The sequence below is a fragment of the Pseudomonas sp. A2 genome (assembly GCF_023100865.1).
Taxonomy (GTDB): Bacteria; Pseudomonadota; Gammaproteobacteria; order Pseudomonadales; family Pseudomonadaceae; genus Aquipseudomonas; species Aquipseudomonas asiatica.
This window is the reverse complement of sequence record NZ_CP039127.1, coordinates 1,260,040-1,274,820: the sequence shown is the minus strand read 5'-3', so window position 1 is coordinate 1,274,820 and position 14,781 is coordinate 1,260,040. Positions and strand designations below refer to the sequence as shown.

The 14,781-nt window shown below is 63.2% G+C and carries 16 protein-coding genes; 3 read left to right on the top strand and 13 right to left on the bottom strand.

The features are described from left to right. Positions 1-330: 330 nt before the first annotated feature. A complete protein-coding gene (locus E5221_RS05980; RefSeq protein WP_247846999.1) occupies positions 331-594 on the top strand; it encodes a DUF3077 domain-containing protein in 264 nt (87 codons plus the stop codon). A gap of 1,012 nt (positions 595-1,606) precedes the next feature. Here E5221_RS05980 and recJ read toward each other — a convergent pair. Then, positions 1,607-3,316 carry a single-stranded-DNA-specific exonuclease RecJ gene (gene recJ, locus E5221_RS05975; protein WP_013971199.1) on the bottom strand — a complete coding sequence of 570 codons (1,710 nt, stop codon included), beginning with the start codon at positions 3,314-3,316 and terminating at the stop codon, positions 1,607-1,609. 8 nt (positions 3,317-3,324) lie between these two features. Beyond that, complete coding sequence (locus E5221_RS05970) at positions 3,325-3,867, bottom strand: YaeQ family protein (protein ID WP_013971198.1); 543 nt, start codon at positions 3,865-3,867, stop codon at positions 3,325-3,327. Positions 3,868-4,000: 133 nt separating this feature from the next. Between E5221_RS05970 and E5221_RS05965 the strand changes: the two genes are divergently transcribed. Together E5221_RS05965 and E5221_RS05960 are read left to right on the top strand one after the other, a co-directional pair. Further along, complete coding sequence (locus tag E5221_RS05965; RefSeq protein ID WP_039612793.1) at positions 4,001-5,200, top strand: CaiB/BaiF CoA-transferase family protein; 1,200 nt, start codon at positions 4,001-4,003, stop codon at positions 5,198-5,200. 20 nt (positions 5,201-5,220) lie between these two features. Then, entirely contained in the window at positions 5,221-6,096 is an 876-nt protein-coding gene (locus E5221_RS05960; RefSeq protein ID WP_247846998.1) for a TIGR02285 family protein, read from the top strand. A 287-nt stretch (positions 6,097-6,383) separates the two neighbouring features. Here E5221_RS05960 and E5221_RS05955 read toward each other — a convergent pair whose 3' ends face one another. The 11 genes from E5221_RS05955 to rpsP form a co-directional block, all read right to left on the bottom strand. Beyond that, positions 6,384-6,665, bottom strand: coding sequence for a DUF3509 domain-containing protein (locus tag E5221_RS05955; RefSeq protein WP_182329118.1), 282 nt, complete (start codon positions 6,663-6,665; stop codon positions 6,384-6,386). 79 nt (positions 6,666-6,744) lie between these two features. Beyond that, entirely contained in the window at positions 6,745-7,164 is a 420-nt protein-coding gene (locus tag E5221_RS05950) for a response regulator (RefSeq protein ID WP_039612791.1), read from the bottom strand. Positions 7,165-7,385: 221 nt separating this feature from the next. Then, on the bottom strand, positions 7,386-8,795 hold the full coding sequence (gene thrC, locus E5221_RS05945) for a threonine synthase (RefSeq protein ID WP_010952565.1): 1,410 nt from the start codon (positions 8,793-8,795) through the stop codon (positions 7,386-7,388). Between the two features lie 58 nt (positions 8,796-8,853). Continuing rightward, a complete protein-coding gene (locus E5221_RS05940) occupies positions 8,854-10,158 on the bottom strand; it encodes a homoserine dehydrogenase (RefSeq protein WP_003259434.1) in 1,305 nt (434 codons plus the stop codon). 83 nt (positions 10,159-10,241) lie between these two features. Next, on the bottom strand, positions 10,242-10,985 hold the full coding sequence (locus E5221_RS05935) for a DsbC family protein (RefSeq protein ID WP_003259432.1): 744 nt from the start codon (positions 10,983-10,985) through the stop codon (positions 10,242-10,244). A gap of 153 nt (positions 10,986-11,138) precedes the next feature. Then, positions 11,139-12,035, bottom strand: coding sequence for a site-specific tyrosine recombinase XerD (xerD, locus tag E5221_RS05930; protein ID WP_013971192.1), 897 nt, complete (start codon positions 12,033-12,035; stop codon positions 11,139-11,141). A 170-nt stretch (positions 12,036-12,205) separates the two neighbouring features. Continuing rightward, entirely contained in the window at positions 12,206-12,613 is a 408-nt protein-coding gene (locus E5221_RS05925; protein ID WP_023660491.1) for an acyl-CoA thioesterase, read from the bottom strand. A gap of 93 nt (positions 12,614-12,706) precedes the next feature. Further along, positions 12,707-13,057, bottom strand: coding sequence for a 50S ribosomal protein L19 (gene rplS / locus E5221_RS05920; protein WP_003252148.1), 351 nt, complete (start codon positions 13,055-13,057; stop codon positions 12,707-12,709). Between the two features lie 42 nt (positions 13,058-13,099). Then, positions 13,100-13,852: a tRNA (guanosine(37)-N1)-methyltransferase TrmD gene (gene trmD / locus E5221_RS05915; RefSeq protein WP_003252146.1), complete on the bottom strand. Its 753-nt coding sequence runs from the start codon at positions 13,850-13,852 to the stop codon at positions 13,100-13,102. Between the two features lie 3 nt (positions 13,853-13,855). Then, entirely contained in the window at positions 13,856-14,392 is a 537-nt protein-coding gene (rimM, locus tag E5221_RS05910) for a ribosome maturation factor RimM (RefSeq protein ID WP_013971190.1), read from the bottom strand. 5 nt (positions 14,393-14,397) lie between these two features. Further along, the gene (rpsP, locus tag E5221_RS05905) at positions 14,398-14,649 is read right to left on the bottom strand and encodes a 30S ribosomal protein S16 (RefSeq protein ID WP_247846997.1); all 252 of its coding nucleotides are present in this window, start codon (positions 14,647-14,649) and stop codon (positions 14,398-14,400) included. Positions 14,650-14,781: the final 132 nt, after the last annotated feature.

Here is a 14,781-nt window from a genome sequence, read left to right as displayed (position 1 = left end):
CAAGCACTCTGACAGGCATTTCAGATATCCCCTACGAGTTGGATCTGGTGATACCTGACCTGAGGAAATACCCTACATGTTCTGTCGACGGGCGTCTGATTGTTCCTGGAAACACTGCCACTTAGGCTTTCTGGGTCGCTGAAATCCAGCGATGCGGGTGTGGAAACTCGGTCAACCTTCAAGTTCCTGTCGTAATGGCAGCTGTGTGCGGGAGGCCGTTTGGCCTACCGGGTTCCTTGAAGGCCGGTTTTCCACCCTGCATACAGTTGCCGCCCTTCGTGTGGAAACGGCGGTGGCAACTCCTTTAACCTTCAAGGAATTGCTAGAAACATGACCACAGAAGACACCCAGTTCACCGTCGGCAAGACCACTTTCTTTCAGGGTGAAAACCAGACTCACCCATTATTTCGCATCGAAGCGGGCATTCCGTGCCGAGACGCCCGTAATCAGGCTTCGGAATTGATGGGCTATGTGCGGGAGTTGACCATCGTCGGGCTAATGGATGAGAAACCCATGATGATCTGGGCTGCGCACTATCTCAGTGCGATGGCCAAGGCACTGATGGATGATGCCGAGTTAGGTATGGCGCGCTGAGTTTGATGTGATCATCGATCGCACATGGAGCACATTAGCCAGCCCGCCGCAGAGCCTTGTGGGAGCGGGTTTACCCGCGAAGAATGCGACTTGGTGCATGGCACCGGCTTCGCCGGTGCTCGCGGGTGAACCCGCTCCCACAGGTACAGCGCAAGCCTTGAGCCCGGTGCAGGCCCTGTGGGAGCGGGCATGCCCGCGAAGCAGCGACGCGGTGGATGGCACCGGCTTCGCCGGTGATCGCCGGCAAGCCAGCTCCCACAGGTACAGCGCAAGTCTCAAGCCCGCCGCAGGCCCTGTGGGAGCGGGCATGCCCGCGAAGCAGCGACTCGGTGGATGCCACCGGCTTCGCCGGTGATCGCCGGCAAGCCAGCTCCCACAGGTACAGCGCAAGTCTCAAGCCCGCCGCAGGCCCTGTGGGAGCGGGTTTACCCGCGAAGCAGGCGACTCGGTGGATGGCACCGGCTGCGCCGGTGTTCGCGGGTGAACCCGCTCCCACAGGTACAGCGCAAGCCTTGAGCCCGGTGCAGGCCCTGTGGGAGCGGGCATGCCCGCGAAGCAGCGACGCGGTGGATGCCACCGGCTTCGCCGGTGATCGCCGGCAAGCCAGCTCCCACAGGTACAGCACAAGTCTCAAGCCCGCCGCAGGCCCTGTGGGAGCGGGTTTACCCCCGAAGCAGGCGACGCGGTGGATGGCACCGGCTTCGCCGGTGTTCGCGGGTGAACCCGCTCCCACAGGTACAGCGCAAGCCTTGAGCCCGGTGCAGGCCCTGTGGGAGCGGGCATGCCCGCGAAGCAGCGACGCGGTGGATGGCACCGGCTTCGCCGGTGATCGCCGGCAAGCCAGCTCCCACAGGTACAGCGCAAGTCTCAAGCCCGCCGCAGGCCCTGTGGGAGCGGGTTTACCCGCGAAGCAGGCGACGCAGTGGATGGCACCGGCTTCGCCGGTGTTCGCGGGTGAACCCGCTCCCACAACGGGCCTGCGCCAGGCCGTCAGCAGCGGCGGTATCTACCCTCAACGCGGCTCCATGTGGGCAATCATCAACTGCACACTTTCATTGCCACGGAACTCGTTCACATCCAGCTTGTACGCCAACTCGACCCAACGCACCGTCGGGTTCGGCCACACTTCGCGGTCAATGCCAAAGGCAATGCCGTCCAGCCGCACCGAGCCGCACTCGCTCTTGAGCACCACCTTCAGGTGCCGCTCGCCCACCACGCGTTGCTCCACCAGCTGGAACACGCCATGGAACAGCGGCTCGGGGAAGTGCTGCCCCCAGGGCCCGGCATGGCGCAGGGCCTTGGCCAGGTCGAGGTGGAACTCCTCCACCGCCAGGCTGCCGTCGGACAACAGCCGACCGGTCAGGTCCTCTTCGCGCAGCTGGCGTCGCACTTCTTCATCGAACGCCTCGGCAAATGCCGGGAAATTGGCCTCGGGCAACGACAACCCCGCCGCCATCGCGTGGCCGCCGAATTTGCTGATCAGGTGCGGGTGGCGCGCCGCCACCGCATCCAGCGCATCGCGAATATGGAACCCCGGCACCGAACGCGCCGACCCTTTGAGCATGCCCTCGCCAGCGTCGGCAAAAGCGATGGTCGGCCGGTGGTAACGCTCCTTCAGGCGCGAAGCCAGAATACCGATTACCCCCTGGTGCCAGTCGGCATCGAACAGACACAGGCCATATGGCATCGACTCGACAGGCAGGTCCTTGAGCTGGGCCAGGGCCTCGCGCTGCATGCCCTGTTCGATGGACTTGCGGTCCTGGTTCAGGTCGTCCAGCTGCTGGGCCATGTCCTGGGCCAGGGCCGCGTCTTCACACAGCAGGCATTCGATGCCCAGGCTCATGTCGTCCAGGCGCCCGGCAGCGTTCAGCCGCGGGCCAAGGATGAAGCCGAGGTCGGTCGAGGTGATGCGCCGGTGATCGCGACGGGCCACTTCAAGAATGGCCTTGAGCCCCGGCCGGGCACGGCCGGCGCGAATGCGCTCGAGGCCCTGGTGCACCAGGATGCGGTTGTTGGCATCCAATGGCACCACGTCGGCGACGCTGCCCAGGGCAACCAGGTCGAGCAATTCGCCGATGTTCGGCTGCGGCTGCGTTTCGTAGCGCCCCAGGCTGCGCAGGCGCGCACGCAGGGCCATCAGCACGTAGAAGATCACCCCTACCCCGGCCAGCGCCTTGCTCGGGAAACTGCAGCCCGGCTGGTTGGGGTTGATGATGGCGTCAGCGTCGGGTAACTCCGCGCCCGGCAGGTGGTGGTCGGTGACCAGCACCTTGAGCCCGGCGGCCTTGGCGGCAGCCACACCGTCGACGCTGGAAATCCCATTGTCCACGGTGATCAGCAGCTGCGGCTGGCGTTGCAGCGCCACCTCGACGATTTCCGGGGTCAGGCCGTAACCGTATTCGAAGCGGTTGGGCACAAGGTAGTCGACATGGGCCGCGCCCAGCAGGCGCAGGCCCAGCACGCCGACAGTACTGGCAGTGGCGCCGTCGGCATCGAAGTCGCCGACGATGAGGATGCGCTGGCGCTGGTCGATAGCCTCGACCAGCAGATCCACGCCAGCCTCGATGCCCTTGAGCTGCTGGTACGGCAGCAGGCGCGCGAGGCTTTTGTCCAGCTCGGCCTCGCTCTGCACGCCGCGCGCGGCGTACAGGCGGGTCAGCAAGGGTGGCAGGTTACCCAGGAATGGCAGGGTCGGCGGCAGCGGGCGAGGTTCGATACGCATGGGGTGCTTCAGCCGCGCTCACCAAGCAGCCACTCCAGCTGCACTTCGTGCTGGCCACGGTCGTCGGTGACGAACAAGGTGCCTTCACTGATCATCACGTCCCACTTGATGGTGCGGGGCATGTCGGTGGCGAGGGTTTCCAGCACCTCCTGCGGCACAGCGGCGATGCTCAGGTTCTTCAGCCCCTTGACCGCGTCTACCACCTTGTTCTGCCATACGCGCAGGCTGCCGTAGGCCAGCAGGCTGGTACGCTCGGTGCGGCGCGAGCACCAGGTCAGTCGGTCGGCGTCCGGCTGGCCCACTTCGATCCAGTGCAGGATGCGATCGTCCAGGCTCTTTTCCCACAGCGCCGCCTCGTCCACGTCGGACAGGCCACGGCCGAACGACAGGTTTTCGTTGTACCAGAGGGCGTAGGCCAGCAGGCGTACGGCCATGCGTTCTTCGGTTTCCGAAGGGTGGCGGGCAATGGTCTGACGGACGTTTTCGTACACGCCGCGGTCGAGGTCGGTCAGGTTCAGTTCGAATTTGTAGGTGGTGGACGGCTGGGCCATGGTCGACGGGCTTCTTGCGCAGAGAAAAAGTGACACAGTCTAACCGATACTGCCCTTCGTTGCCCCGCAGCAGTATCTGCCGCTTCGGACCTATGATAAAACCACGCATCTGCCCAGCTGCCACGGATGCCCCATGACTACGCCCAGCAAACCCCTCGCCGGTCTCAAGGTTGTCGAACTCGGCACCCTCATCGCTGGCCCGTTCGCCTCGCGCATCTGTGCCGAATTCGGCGCCGAGGTGATCAAGGTCGAATCGCCCGATGGCGGCGACCCGTTGCGCAAATGGCGCAAGCTGTACGAGGGCACCTCGCTGTGGTGGTTCGTGCAGGCCCGCAACAAGCAGTCGCTCACCCTCAACCTCAAACACCCAGAGGGCCGCGAGATTCTCAAGCGCCTGCTGGCCGAGGCCGACATCCTGATCGAGAACTTCCGACCGGGTGTGCTGGAAAAACTCGGCCTGGGCTGGGACGTGCTGCACGCGCTCAACCCGCGCCTGGTAATGGTGCGCCTGTCGGGCTTCGGCCAGACCGGGCCGATGAAGGACCAGCCGGGCTTCGGCGCCGTGGGCGAGTCGATGGGCGGCCTGCGCTACATCACCGGCTTCGACGACCGCCCACCGGTGCGCACGGGCATTTCCATCGGTGACTCGATTGCTGCCTTGTGGGGGGTGATCGGTGCACTGATGGCGCTGCGACACCGGGAAGTCAACGGCGGCCAGGGCCAGGTGGTGGACGTGGCCCTGTACGAAGCGATCTTCGCCATGATGGAAAGCATGGTCCCGGAGTTCGACGTGTTCGGCTTTATCCGCGAACGCACCGGCAACATCATGCCAGGCATCACGCCCTCCTCCATTCACACCAGCGCTGACGGCAAGCATGTACAGATCGGCGCCAACGGCGATGCGATCTTCAAGCGCTTCATGCAGGCCATTGGCCGCACCGACCTGGCCGACGACCCGACCCTGGCCACCAACGATGGCCGCGACCTGCGCCGTGACGAGCTGTACGGGGTAATCGACCGCTGGGCCAACAGCCTGCCGCTGGAGCAGCTGATACAGGTGCTGAACACCGCCGAAGTGCCGGCCAGCCGCATCTATTCGGCCGAGGACATGTTCAATGACCCGCAGTACCTGGCACGCGAAATGTTCCTGCAGGCCAAGCTGCCGGACGGCAAGCCATTCCGCATGCCGGGGATCGTGCCCAAGCTGTCGGACACCCCCGGCTCCACCGAGTGGGTAGGCCCGGCGCTGGGCGAACACACCGAGGCACTGCTCGGCACCCTGGGCTACGACGCGGCGGCCATCGCCAACCTGCGCGCAGCAGGCACGGTCTGACACTGGCGCGGCCCTGGTCCATGCGCGCTGCCCGTTGCCTACGCCACCTGGCCCTGCTGTGCGGGCTGCTGCCCGCATTGCTGTTGCAGCCTGCCAGCGCCAAGGAGCGCCTCTTCTGGCTGGTGCGCGACCTGCCGCCGTTTACCATTCTGGAAGGGCCGGAAAAAGGCCAAGGGGTGATCGACCAGTTGCTGCCCCTGCTGATCAGGCAGATGCCCGAGTACGACCACAGCATCCTGCGGGTCAACCGCGCCCGCGGCATCCAGATGCTGCAGGACCCGAATAGCTTCACCTGCGACCCGACCCTGCTGTGGACGCCGGAACGCGCTGAATATGTGAGGTTTTCCGTGCCCTCCCTGGGCGTGCTCAGTGGCGGCCTGGTGCTGCGCAAGGAAAGCGAGGCGCTGGTGGCGCCTTACCTCGACGGCCAGGAGGTAGACCTGCTCAACCTGCTGAGCAAGACCCCACTGAAGCTGGGTGTTGTCGCCGAGCGCAGCTATGGCACGCAGATCGACGCCATCCTGCGCCAGTTGCCCGACACCGCGCTCAGCCGCCACTACGGCAACGACGCCACCGCCAACCTGCTACAGATGCAACAGCTCGGGCGCCTGCGCATGGTACTCGGTTACTGGCCCGAAGTGCGCTACCTGGTGGAGCAGCAAGGCGGGGCACTGGCTGACTACCGGTTTCATCCTGTGCAAGGGGTGAACCGCTACCAGTTTCTGCATGTAGGTTGTTCGAACAGCGAGCTTGGGCGTGAAGCGATTGCGCACATCGACCACCTGCTGCCTGCCTTGCGCCGGGATGTGTTGCCGGGGTTGTATGCACGCTGGCTGGACCCGGCGTTGCAGGAAGACTATCTGGAAGAGAGCAAGCGCTTCTTCGAAGACCACTAGCTGCCCGATCGGCCCCTGTAGGAGCGGCCTTGTGTCGCGATGGGGCGCGTAGCGGCCCCACATTTTCAGCTTCGCCGCAAAGATTGCCGGGGCCGCTTCGCGGCCCATCGCGACACAAGGCCGCTCCTACAAGGATATGTGCCTGCCCCCCCCAAAAAAAGAAACCCCGGGCGCTGGGGAAACACGCCCGGGGCCAAGCGAAAGCCCTTGGGGGCTTCCCGTGACAACCTTGCCAGCGCCGGAGCAAAGCACTGGCCCGGCTGCCCCTACAGTGTCTGATAAACCACTCAGGCAAAGGTTCCATGGGGTTGCTGACGCTGCTGCAATGCCGCGATCACACAGGGCTGCAAACGCCCTTCGGCGATCTGCAGGTCACGGTGAAGGCCATCCACCAGGTCGACCAACAGGCGTTGTTCCTGCAACTGGCGTTCGCTCACCGTGCGCCGCAAGGTGATGCCGGCGAGGCGGTCATGAACGGTCAGTTGGCGATTACCCTGGGCATCGGCGACGCCGAGGTGGGCCTGATAGGGGGTCAGGGCTTCGTTGAGCAGTCTGCAGATTCTTTCCATCCGGATCACTCGCTGCGTGGTGGGATATAGAGGAACTGACCAACAGACGCAGCGGAAAGTTCGTTACACCGCGGCTGCTTCAGTGAGCATGCGGGGCGGACGTGACAGTTTGAATACGCCGCCACGGGCGCACCTGCAGTGCCTGCAGAGCGCGCTGCAGGCATGGCATCGACAGTGGCCAGGACAGTTCGGCGAGCACCCACAGGCCCCGGTTTCTGGCCTCTTGGGCAAGGTTGCGGCGCTTGGGGGTAGCCTGGCCGACGAACAGCAAAGCGCGGGTTCGGTGCTGCTGTTCGAGCAAGGCAAGGCCGGCCCGGGTTGGCATGGCGTGGTCAAGGATCAGCAGATCGGGGCGGTGATCGGCGTTCAGGCAGGCGTCGAGGTCTGCACTGGTTTCGCTGATGCGCACATGGAACATGCCCTGAGCGTTGAGGGCCTGGTGCAGGAGGATCTGATGGGATGGGCGAGCCTGGTGGATCAACACGTAGGGCTGGTGCATGAGCCGCTCCTGATGGGAGGACCGGCTAATTTAGGCGTTGCCGCTGGGCGGCCTGAATAGGATGTTTCTGATGGAGCAGTGGGAAAATTCGGATAATTAGGGCTGCTCCGCAGCCCATCGCCGGCAAGCCAGCTCCCACAGGGATTGCACATGACCTTGGGTCTATGCGGTCGGGGTGGGCGCTGGCTTGCCGGCGATGGGCCGCAGTGCGGCCCCGATGCTTACAAAGGCTTGCCGCGGTTACCATGCTGGCTGACAAAGCCCTGCACGGCCTTCAGGTCATTGGCCAGCACCGTGCAACGCTCTTCACGGCTGAACAGGTCGCTGAGGTGCGCCGGCAGCTCCAGCGCCTTGCCAACACCAGCCTTCTCCACCGCTTCCGGGAACTTGACCGGGTGCGCGGTGCCCAGCACCACCATCGGCGTGTCCAGGCTGCGGCGGCACTCGCGGGCAGCCTTGACGCCGATAGCGGTGTGCGGGTCGAGCACTTCGCCGGTAGCGGCGAACACTTCGGCGATGGTTTCGCAGGTCTGCTCGTCGCTCACTGCCAGCGAGTCGAACAGCTTGCGCGCTTCGGTCCAGCGGTCTTGCTCGACGCTGAAGCCGCCACCTTGCTTGAAGTTGGCCATCAGCTCGGCAATGGCGCCGCCGTTGCGGCCGTGCAGGTCGAACAGCAGGCGCTCGAAGTTGGACGAGACCATGATGTCCATCGACGGCGACAGGGTCGCGTGCAGGGTTTCCTTGACGTACTGGTTGCCGCTCATGAAGCGGTGCAGGATGTCGTTGCGGTTGGTGGCGACGATCAGCTGGCTGACCGGCAGGCCCATGTTACGTGCCAGGTAGCCGGCGAAGATGTCGCCGAAGTTGCCGGTCGGCACCGAGAACGCCACGGAACGCGCCGGGCCACCCAGCTGCAGGGCAGCGTGGAAGTAGTAGACGATCTGGGCCATGATCCGCGCCCAGTTGATCGAGTTGACCGCAACCAGGCGGGTGCCCTTGAGGAACGACTGGTCGGCGAAGCTGGCCTTGACCATTTCCTGGCAGTCGTCGAAGTTGCCTTCGATGGCGATGTTGTGGATGTTGTCGCCGAAGATGGTGGTCATCTGCCGGCGCTGCACTTCCGACACGCGCTGGTGCGGGTGCAGGATGAAGATGTCGACGTTGTCGCAACGGCGGCAGCCTTCGATGGCGGCGGAACCGGTGTCACCGCTGGTGGCGCCGATGATCACCACGCGCTCGTTGCGCTTGGCCAGCACGTGGTCCAGCAGGCGGCCGAGCAGTTGCAGGGCGAAGTCCTTGAACGCCAGGGTCGGGCCGTGGAACAGCTCCAGCACCCACTCGTTGCTGTTCAACTGACGCAGCGGGGCAACCGCAGCGTGGGCGAACTCGCCGTAGGTTTCCTCGAGGATCTTCTTGAAGTCGGCGTCGGCGATGCTGCCTTCGACGAACGGGCGCATCACCCGGAAAGCAAGTTCGTGGTACGGCAGGCCAGCCCACGAGGCGATTTCTTCCTGGGTGAAGCGTGGCAGGTTTTCCGGGACGTACAGGCCGCCGTCGCTGGCCAGGCCAGCCAGCAGGACGTCTTCGAAATTGAGGGCCGGAGCCTGGCCGCGGGTACTGATATAGCGCATGGGTGCAAACCTTCGATACTGGGGCCGGGGCCGCGCTGGCGGCCCCACGGCACTATTGTTAGTTGAGCTGCTCGACGCGAATGCGCACGACCTTGCCGATGACGTCCTGCAGGGCTTCCAGGGCGACGATGGCGTCGTTGATGCGCTGCTCGACCACGCGATGGGTCAGCAGGATCATCGGCACCAGGCCGTCCTGTTCCTCGGCTTCCTTCTGCATGATCGACTCGATGTTGATGCCACGCTCCGAGAGGATGCTGGCCACCTGGGCCAGTACGCCAGGGTGATCCTTGGCCTGGATGCGCAGGTAGTAGGCACTTTCGCAGGCTTCGATCGGCAGGATCGGGTGGGCCGACAGCGAATCCGGCTGGAAGGCCAGGTGCGGCACGCGGTTTTCCGGGTCGGAGGTCATGGCACGGACCACATCCACCAGATCGCCGACTACCGACGAAGCGGTAGGCTCCATGCCGGCACCGGCGCCGTAGTACAGCGTGGAACCGGCGGCGTCGCCGTTGACCATGACAGCGTTCATCACGCCGTTGACGTTGGCGATCAGGCGGTCGGCCGGGATCAGCGTCGGGTGTACGCGCAGCTCGATACCTTCGGCAGTGCGGCGGGCCACGCCCAGGTGCTTGATGCGGTAGCCCAGGGCCTCGGCATAGTTCACGTCAGCAGTGGTCAGCTGGGTGATGCCTTCGGTGTAAGCCTTGTCGAATTGCAGCGGGATGCCGAAAGCGATCGAGGCCAGGATGGTCAACTTGTGCGCGGCATCGATACCTTCAACGTCGAAGGTCGGGTCGGCTTCGGCGTAACCCAGCGCCTGGGCTTCGGCCAGCACGTCCGGGAAGGCGCGGCCCTTCTCACGCATTTCGGTGAGGATGAAGTTGCCGGTGCCGTTGATGATGCCGGCCAGCCAGTTGATGTGGTTGGCCGACAGGCCTTCGCGGATGGCCTTGATCACCGGGATGCCACCGGCCACGGCCGCTTCGAAGGCGACGATCACGCCCTTCTCGCGGGCCTTGGCGAAGATTTCGTTGCCGTGCACGGCAATCAGCGCCTTGTTGGCGGTGACCACGTGCTTGCCGTTCTCGATGGCCTTGAGCACCAGTTCGCGGGCCACGGTGTAGCCACCGATCAGCTCGATGACAATGTCGATCTCCGGGTTGCTCGCAACTTCGAACACATCAGCGGTAATGGGGGTACCGGTAATCTGGCAGTTCGGGTTCTGCGAGCGCATGGCAATCTGTGCCACTTCAATACCGCGCCCGGCACGGCGGGCGATCTCCTCGGCGTTGCGCTGAAGTACATTGAAGGTTCCGCCACCGACGGTCCCCAACCCACAGATGCCTACTTTGACCGGTTTCACTGTGAACTCCCCATTGAACGGCCGGCACCTATGCCGACCGTGAAACATGCCGTCACCCCATGACGACGGCGTACTGAATTGGATTACTTGGCCAGTGCCAGCTTGGCGACCTGCGGTGCCGGCTGGTAGCCCGGAATGACCTGGCCGCTTTCAAGGACGATCGCCGGCGTGCCATTGACGCCGATCGACTGGCCCAGCTGGAACTGCTTGCTGACCGGGTTGGCGCACTTGGCGGCCTTGATTTCCTCACCCTCGACCATCTTGTCCATCGCCGCACGGCGGTCGCTGGAACACCAGACAGCCTGCAACTGCTGGTCACCCGACGAACCGAGGCCCTGACGCGGGAAGGCGACATAGCGCACTTCGATACCGCGGCGGTTGAGCTCGGGCACCTCGGCGTGCAGCTTGTGGCAGTACGGGCAGGTGGTGTCGGTGAACACGGTGATGTGCGACTTGGTCTCGCCCTTGGCAGGATAAACCACCATCTCGGCGGCTGGAATGCCGTTGATGAGCTTGGCAATGCCCAGGCGCTCGGTCTTCTCGGTGAGGTTGACCGGCTTGCCGTCCTGGATCTGGAACAGGTAGCCCTGCATCACGAACTGGCCGTCGCCGCTGGCATACAGCACGCGGCCGCCCTGCAGCTTGACTTCATAGAGGCCGCTGACCGGGCTGCTGGCCACGCTTTCGACGGGCACTTCCAGCTCGAGGTTCTGCAATGACTTACGGATGGCCTGCTCGGCAGCAGCATTGCTATCGGTTGCCGCGGCAGCGGCAAAGGTACTGGCCAGCGCCAACGCGGCGGCGGCGAAAAACTGGGTCACGCGCATGGGAACTCCTGAAGGCGGACAGGGGCCGGAGGGCGCCACCTGCGGAAAATACGCGGTGACCGTGCGGCCCTTGGTGCAAACCGCTCAAGCCTACCACATCACACCGCCGGTGAAGGGCCTTGCAAGGACCGGTCGGCGGAACATGAAAAACATTCATCCACGCGGGTGGTGCTGGGCATGCAATTGCTGCAGGCGGGCCTTGGCGACATGGGTGTAGATCTGCGTGGTCGAAAGGTCACTGTGGCCCAGCAGCATCTGCACCACGCGCAGGTCGGCACCATGGTTGAGCAGATGAGTAGCGAAGGCATGGCGCAGGGTATGCGGCGACAGCGGTTTGTCGATACCGGCGACCCGGGCATGGTGCTTGATGCGATGCCAGAAGGTCTGGCGGGTCATCTGCTCGCCACGCTGGCTGGGGAACAAGACATCGCTGGGGCGGCCATTGAGCAGTTCGGCGCGGCCATCGCGCAGGTAGCGCTGCAACCAAAGCACCGCCTCTTCGCCCATGGGCACCAGGCGCTCCTTGCTGCCCTTGCCCATCACCCGCAGCACGCCTTGGCGCAGGTTGACCTGGTCGAGGGCCAGGCTGACCAGTTCGGTGACCCGCAGGCCGCAGGCGTAAAGCACTTCGAGCATGGCGCGGTCACGCTGGCCAATGGCTTCGCCCAGGTCCGGGGCCTGCAGCAAGGCTTCGACGTCGGCTTCGGACAACGACTTGGGCAGCGGCTTGCCCAGTTGCGGCATGTCGACTTGCAGGGTCGGGTCGATGGCCACCAGCTTTTCCCGCAGCAGGTAGCGGAAGAAACCGCGCAGGCCGGACAGGAAGCGTGCCGTGGAGCGCGGCTTGTAGCCTTGGTCGAGGCGCCAGGCCAGGTGGTCGATAATCAGGTCGCGGCCGGCGTCGGGCAAGCTGACGCCGTGTTCCTGCAGCCAACCGTTGAACAGGGCCAGGTCGCTGCGGTAGGACATGCGGGTGTTGTCGGACAGGCCCTTTTCAAGCCACAGGGCGTCGAGGAACTGGTCGATCAGGGGGTGGTCTAGGGCGGGCATTCGGGGCTGCTGGGTGTTGGAGGTGGCTTAGTGTTTCACAGCAGCATAATTGTTGTCTGTACTGGCCTCTTCGCGGCTAAAGCCGCTCCCACAGAGATATCACCGCCCTTGAGGTATGTGCGATCCCTGTGGGAGCGGCTTTAGCCGCGAAAGGGCCAGTGCAGGAGAACTCAGGCCTGGGGCAAAACCGGCACCGGCCGCTTGTCCTCGTCGATGGCGACGAAGCTGAACACCCCGTGAATCGCTCGCTCGCGCCCATCCAGGTACATGTTCTCGACGAACACATCCACCTGCACCTGCAAACTGGTATTACCCACCTTGATGACCGTCCCCACCAACTCGACGATCGAGCCCGCCGGTATCGGGTGCTTGAAGTCGATGCGGTCAGTGGACACGGTCACCAGTGGCAGGCGGCAGAAGCGCGTGGCAGCAATGAACGACACTTCGTCCATCCAGGCCAGGGCGGTGCCGCCGAACAGGGTGTTGTGGTGGTTGGTGGTGTTGGGGAACACCGCCTTGGTCACGCGGGTCACCGACAGTTCGGTGCGGCGCAGGATTTCCTGGTCTCGGGTAGTCATGGCAATCACATCTTCGGGGGTCAAAACGCAAAAAAGCAGCCCGAAGGCTGCTTTTTTCTCGCTAGGCGGCCTCGGCCACCGGGCAAACTGCACTCAGGACAGTTTTTCCTTGATGCGAGCGGCTTTGCCGGACAGGTCGCGCAGGTAGTACAGCTTGGCTTTACGCACGTCACCACGACGTTTCACGGCCAGGCTGTCGATTTGCGGGCTGTAGGTCTGGAAGGTACGCTCTACGCCAACGCCGCTGGAGATCTTGCGCACGGTGAAGGCGCTGTTCAGACCGCGGTTACGCTTGGCGATAACGACGCCTTCGAACGCCTGCAGACGGGAACGCTCACCTTCCTTCACTTTAACCTGAACGACAACGGTGTCGCCTGGTGCGAAGGTCGGGATTTCCTTGCTCATCTGCTCGGCTTCGAGCTGCTGGATGATCTTGTTGGTCATGCTGTGCTCCTAAGATGGATACGTGATCCACCATCGATACGTTTAACTATCGTCCCGCTCGCGGAGATATTCCTCGAGCAGCTTCTTCTCTTCTCCAGAAAGCGAGCGACTTTCCAGAAGATCGGCGCGTCGTTCGAAGGTCCTACCAAGGGACTGCTTCATTCTCCAACGCCGGATGTGTGCATGGTTGCCACTTAGCAACACGTCGGGAACACGCTGATCCGCATACACCTCAGGCCGGGTGTAGTGCGGGCAATCGAGCAGACCGTCGGTGAAGGAATCCTCTTCCGCCGAGTCCACATGCCCTAAAGCTCCGGGCAGCAGCCGTGTAACCGCATCGATCAGTACCATGGCCGGCAGCTCGCCACCGGAAAGCACATAGTCGCCAATCGACCACTCCTCATCGACATGAGCCTCGATAAAGCGCTCGTCGATGCCTTCATAACGACCGGCGATCAGGATCAACGATTCCTGTTCGGCCAGGCCTTTGACCGCCTGCTGAGTCAGCTTGCGGCCTTGTGGCGAAAGGTAGATCACCTTCGCCGCTGCTCCGGTCGCTTGCCTGGCGCTAACCAGGGCATCTTCCAGAGGCTTGATTTTCATCACCATGCCCGGACCACCGCCAAACGGCCGATCATCCACCGTGTGGTGACGATCTGTGGTGTAGTCCCGCGGGTTCCAGCAGGTCACCTGAAGCAACCCCTGTTTCACCGCGCGGCTGGTAATGCCGTACTCCGTGATGGCCGAGAACATCTCGGGGAACAACGTGATGACGTCTACGCGAAGGTTACCCATCGTTTAGAAGTCCGCGTCCCATTCAACCCGCATCACGCCTGCTTCCAGGTCGACGTCGAGCACGCATTGCGCCGTATAGGGCAACAGACGCTCGCGATCATCCAGGCTGCCTGCGCAGGGCTTGACCACCATTACATCGTTCGCACCGGTCTCCAACAGGTGATCGACCTTGCCGAACAGTTGTTCGTCCTGGTTGATGACCTTGAGGCCGACCAACTGGTACCAGTAGTACTCGTCAGCAGCCAGGTTGGGCAAAAGGCTCCGCGGAATGCAGATTTCGTAACCGCTCAGAAGACGGGCTTCATCACGATCATCGAGGCCTTTCAGCTTCACGACCAGGCCCTTCTGGGAGCCACGACCGTTGACCAGCTCGACCTGCTTTACCTTGCCTTCGTGCCGAAGCGTCCAGCGCGGATAATCCAACAGGTTTTCAATCGGATCGGTAAAGGAATACACCTTCACCTCGCCGCGAACGCCGTGAACCGAAAAAATCTTGCCAACGACGATGAGGTCGTCAGCCTTTTCTGGCGTCGCGTTCATACTACTCAGGCAGCAGCCTTGGCAGCGTCCTTCAGCAGCTGAGCAACGCGCTCAGACGGCTGTGCACCCTGGCTCAGCCAGTAGTTGATGCGCTCTTGGTTGACCGACAGCTTGACTTCGGCGCCAGCAGCGATCGGGTTGAAGAAACCTACGCGCTCAACGAAACGGCCGTCACGGGCGTTACGCGAGTTGGTCACGGTCAGGTGGTAGAATGGGCGCTTTTTCGAGCCGCCACGGGCCAGACGAATGGTTACCATGTGAACATCGTTCCTATAGTCGGTGCTGCAGTTGATACAGCAGCTGGTACTGCAAATCTGAATGCCAAATAGGCACACGGGTGCCCAAAAGGCCGCATATTCTCGGGGAATACACGGACATTTGCAAATGAC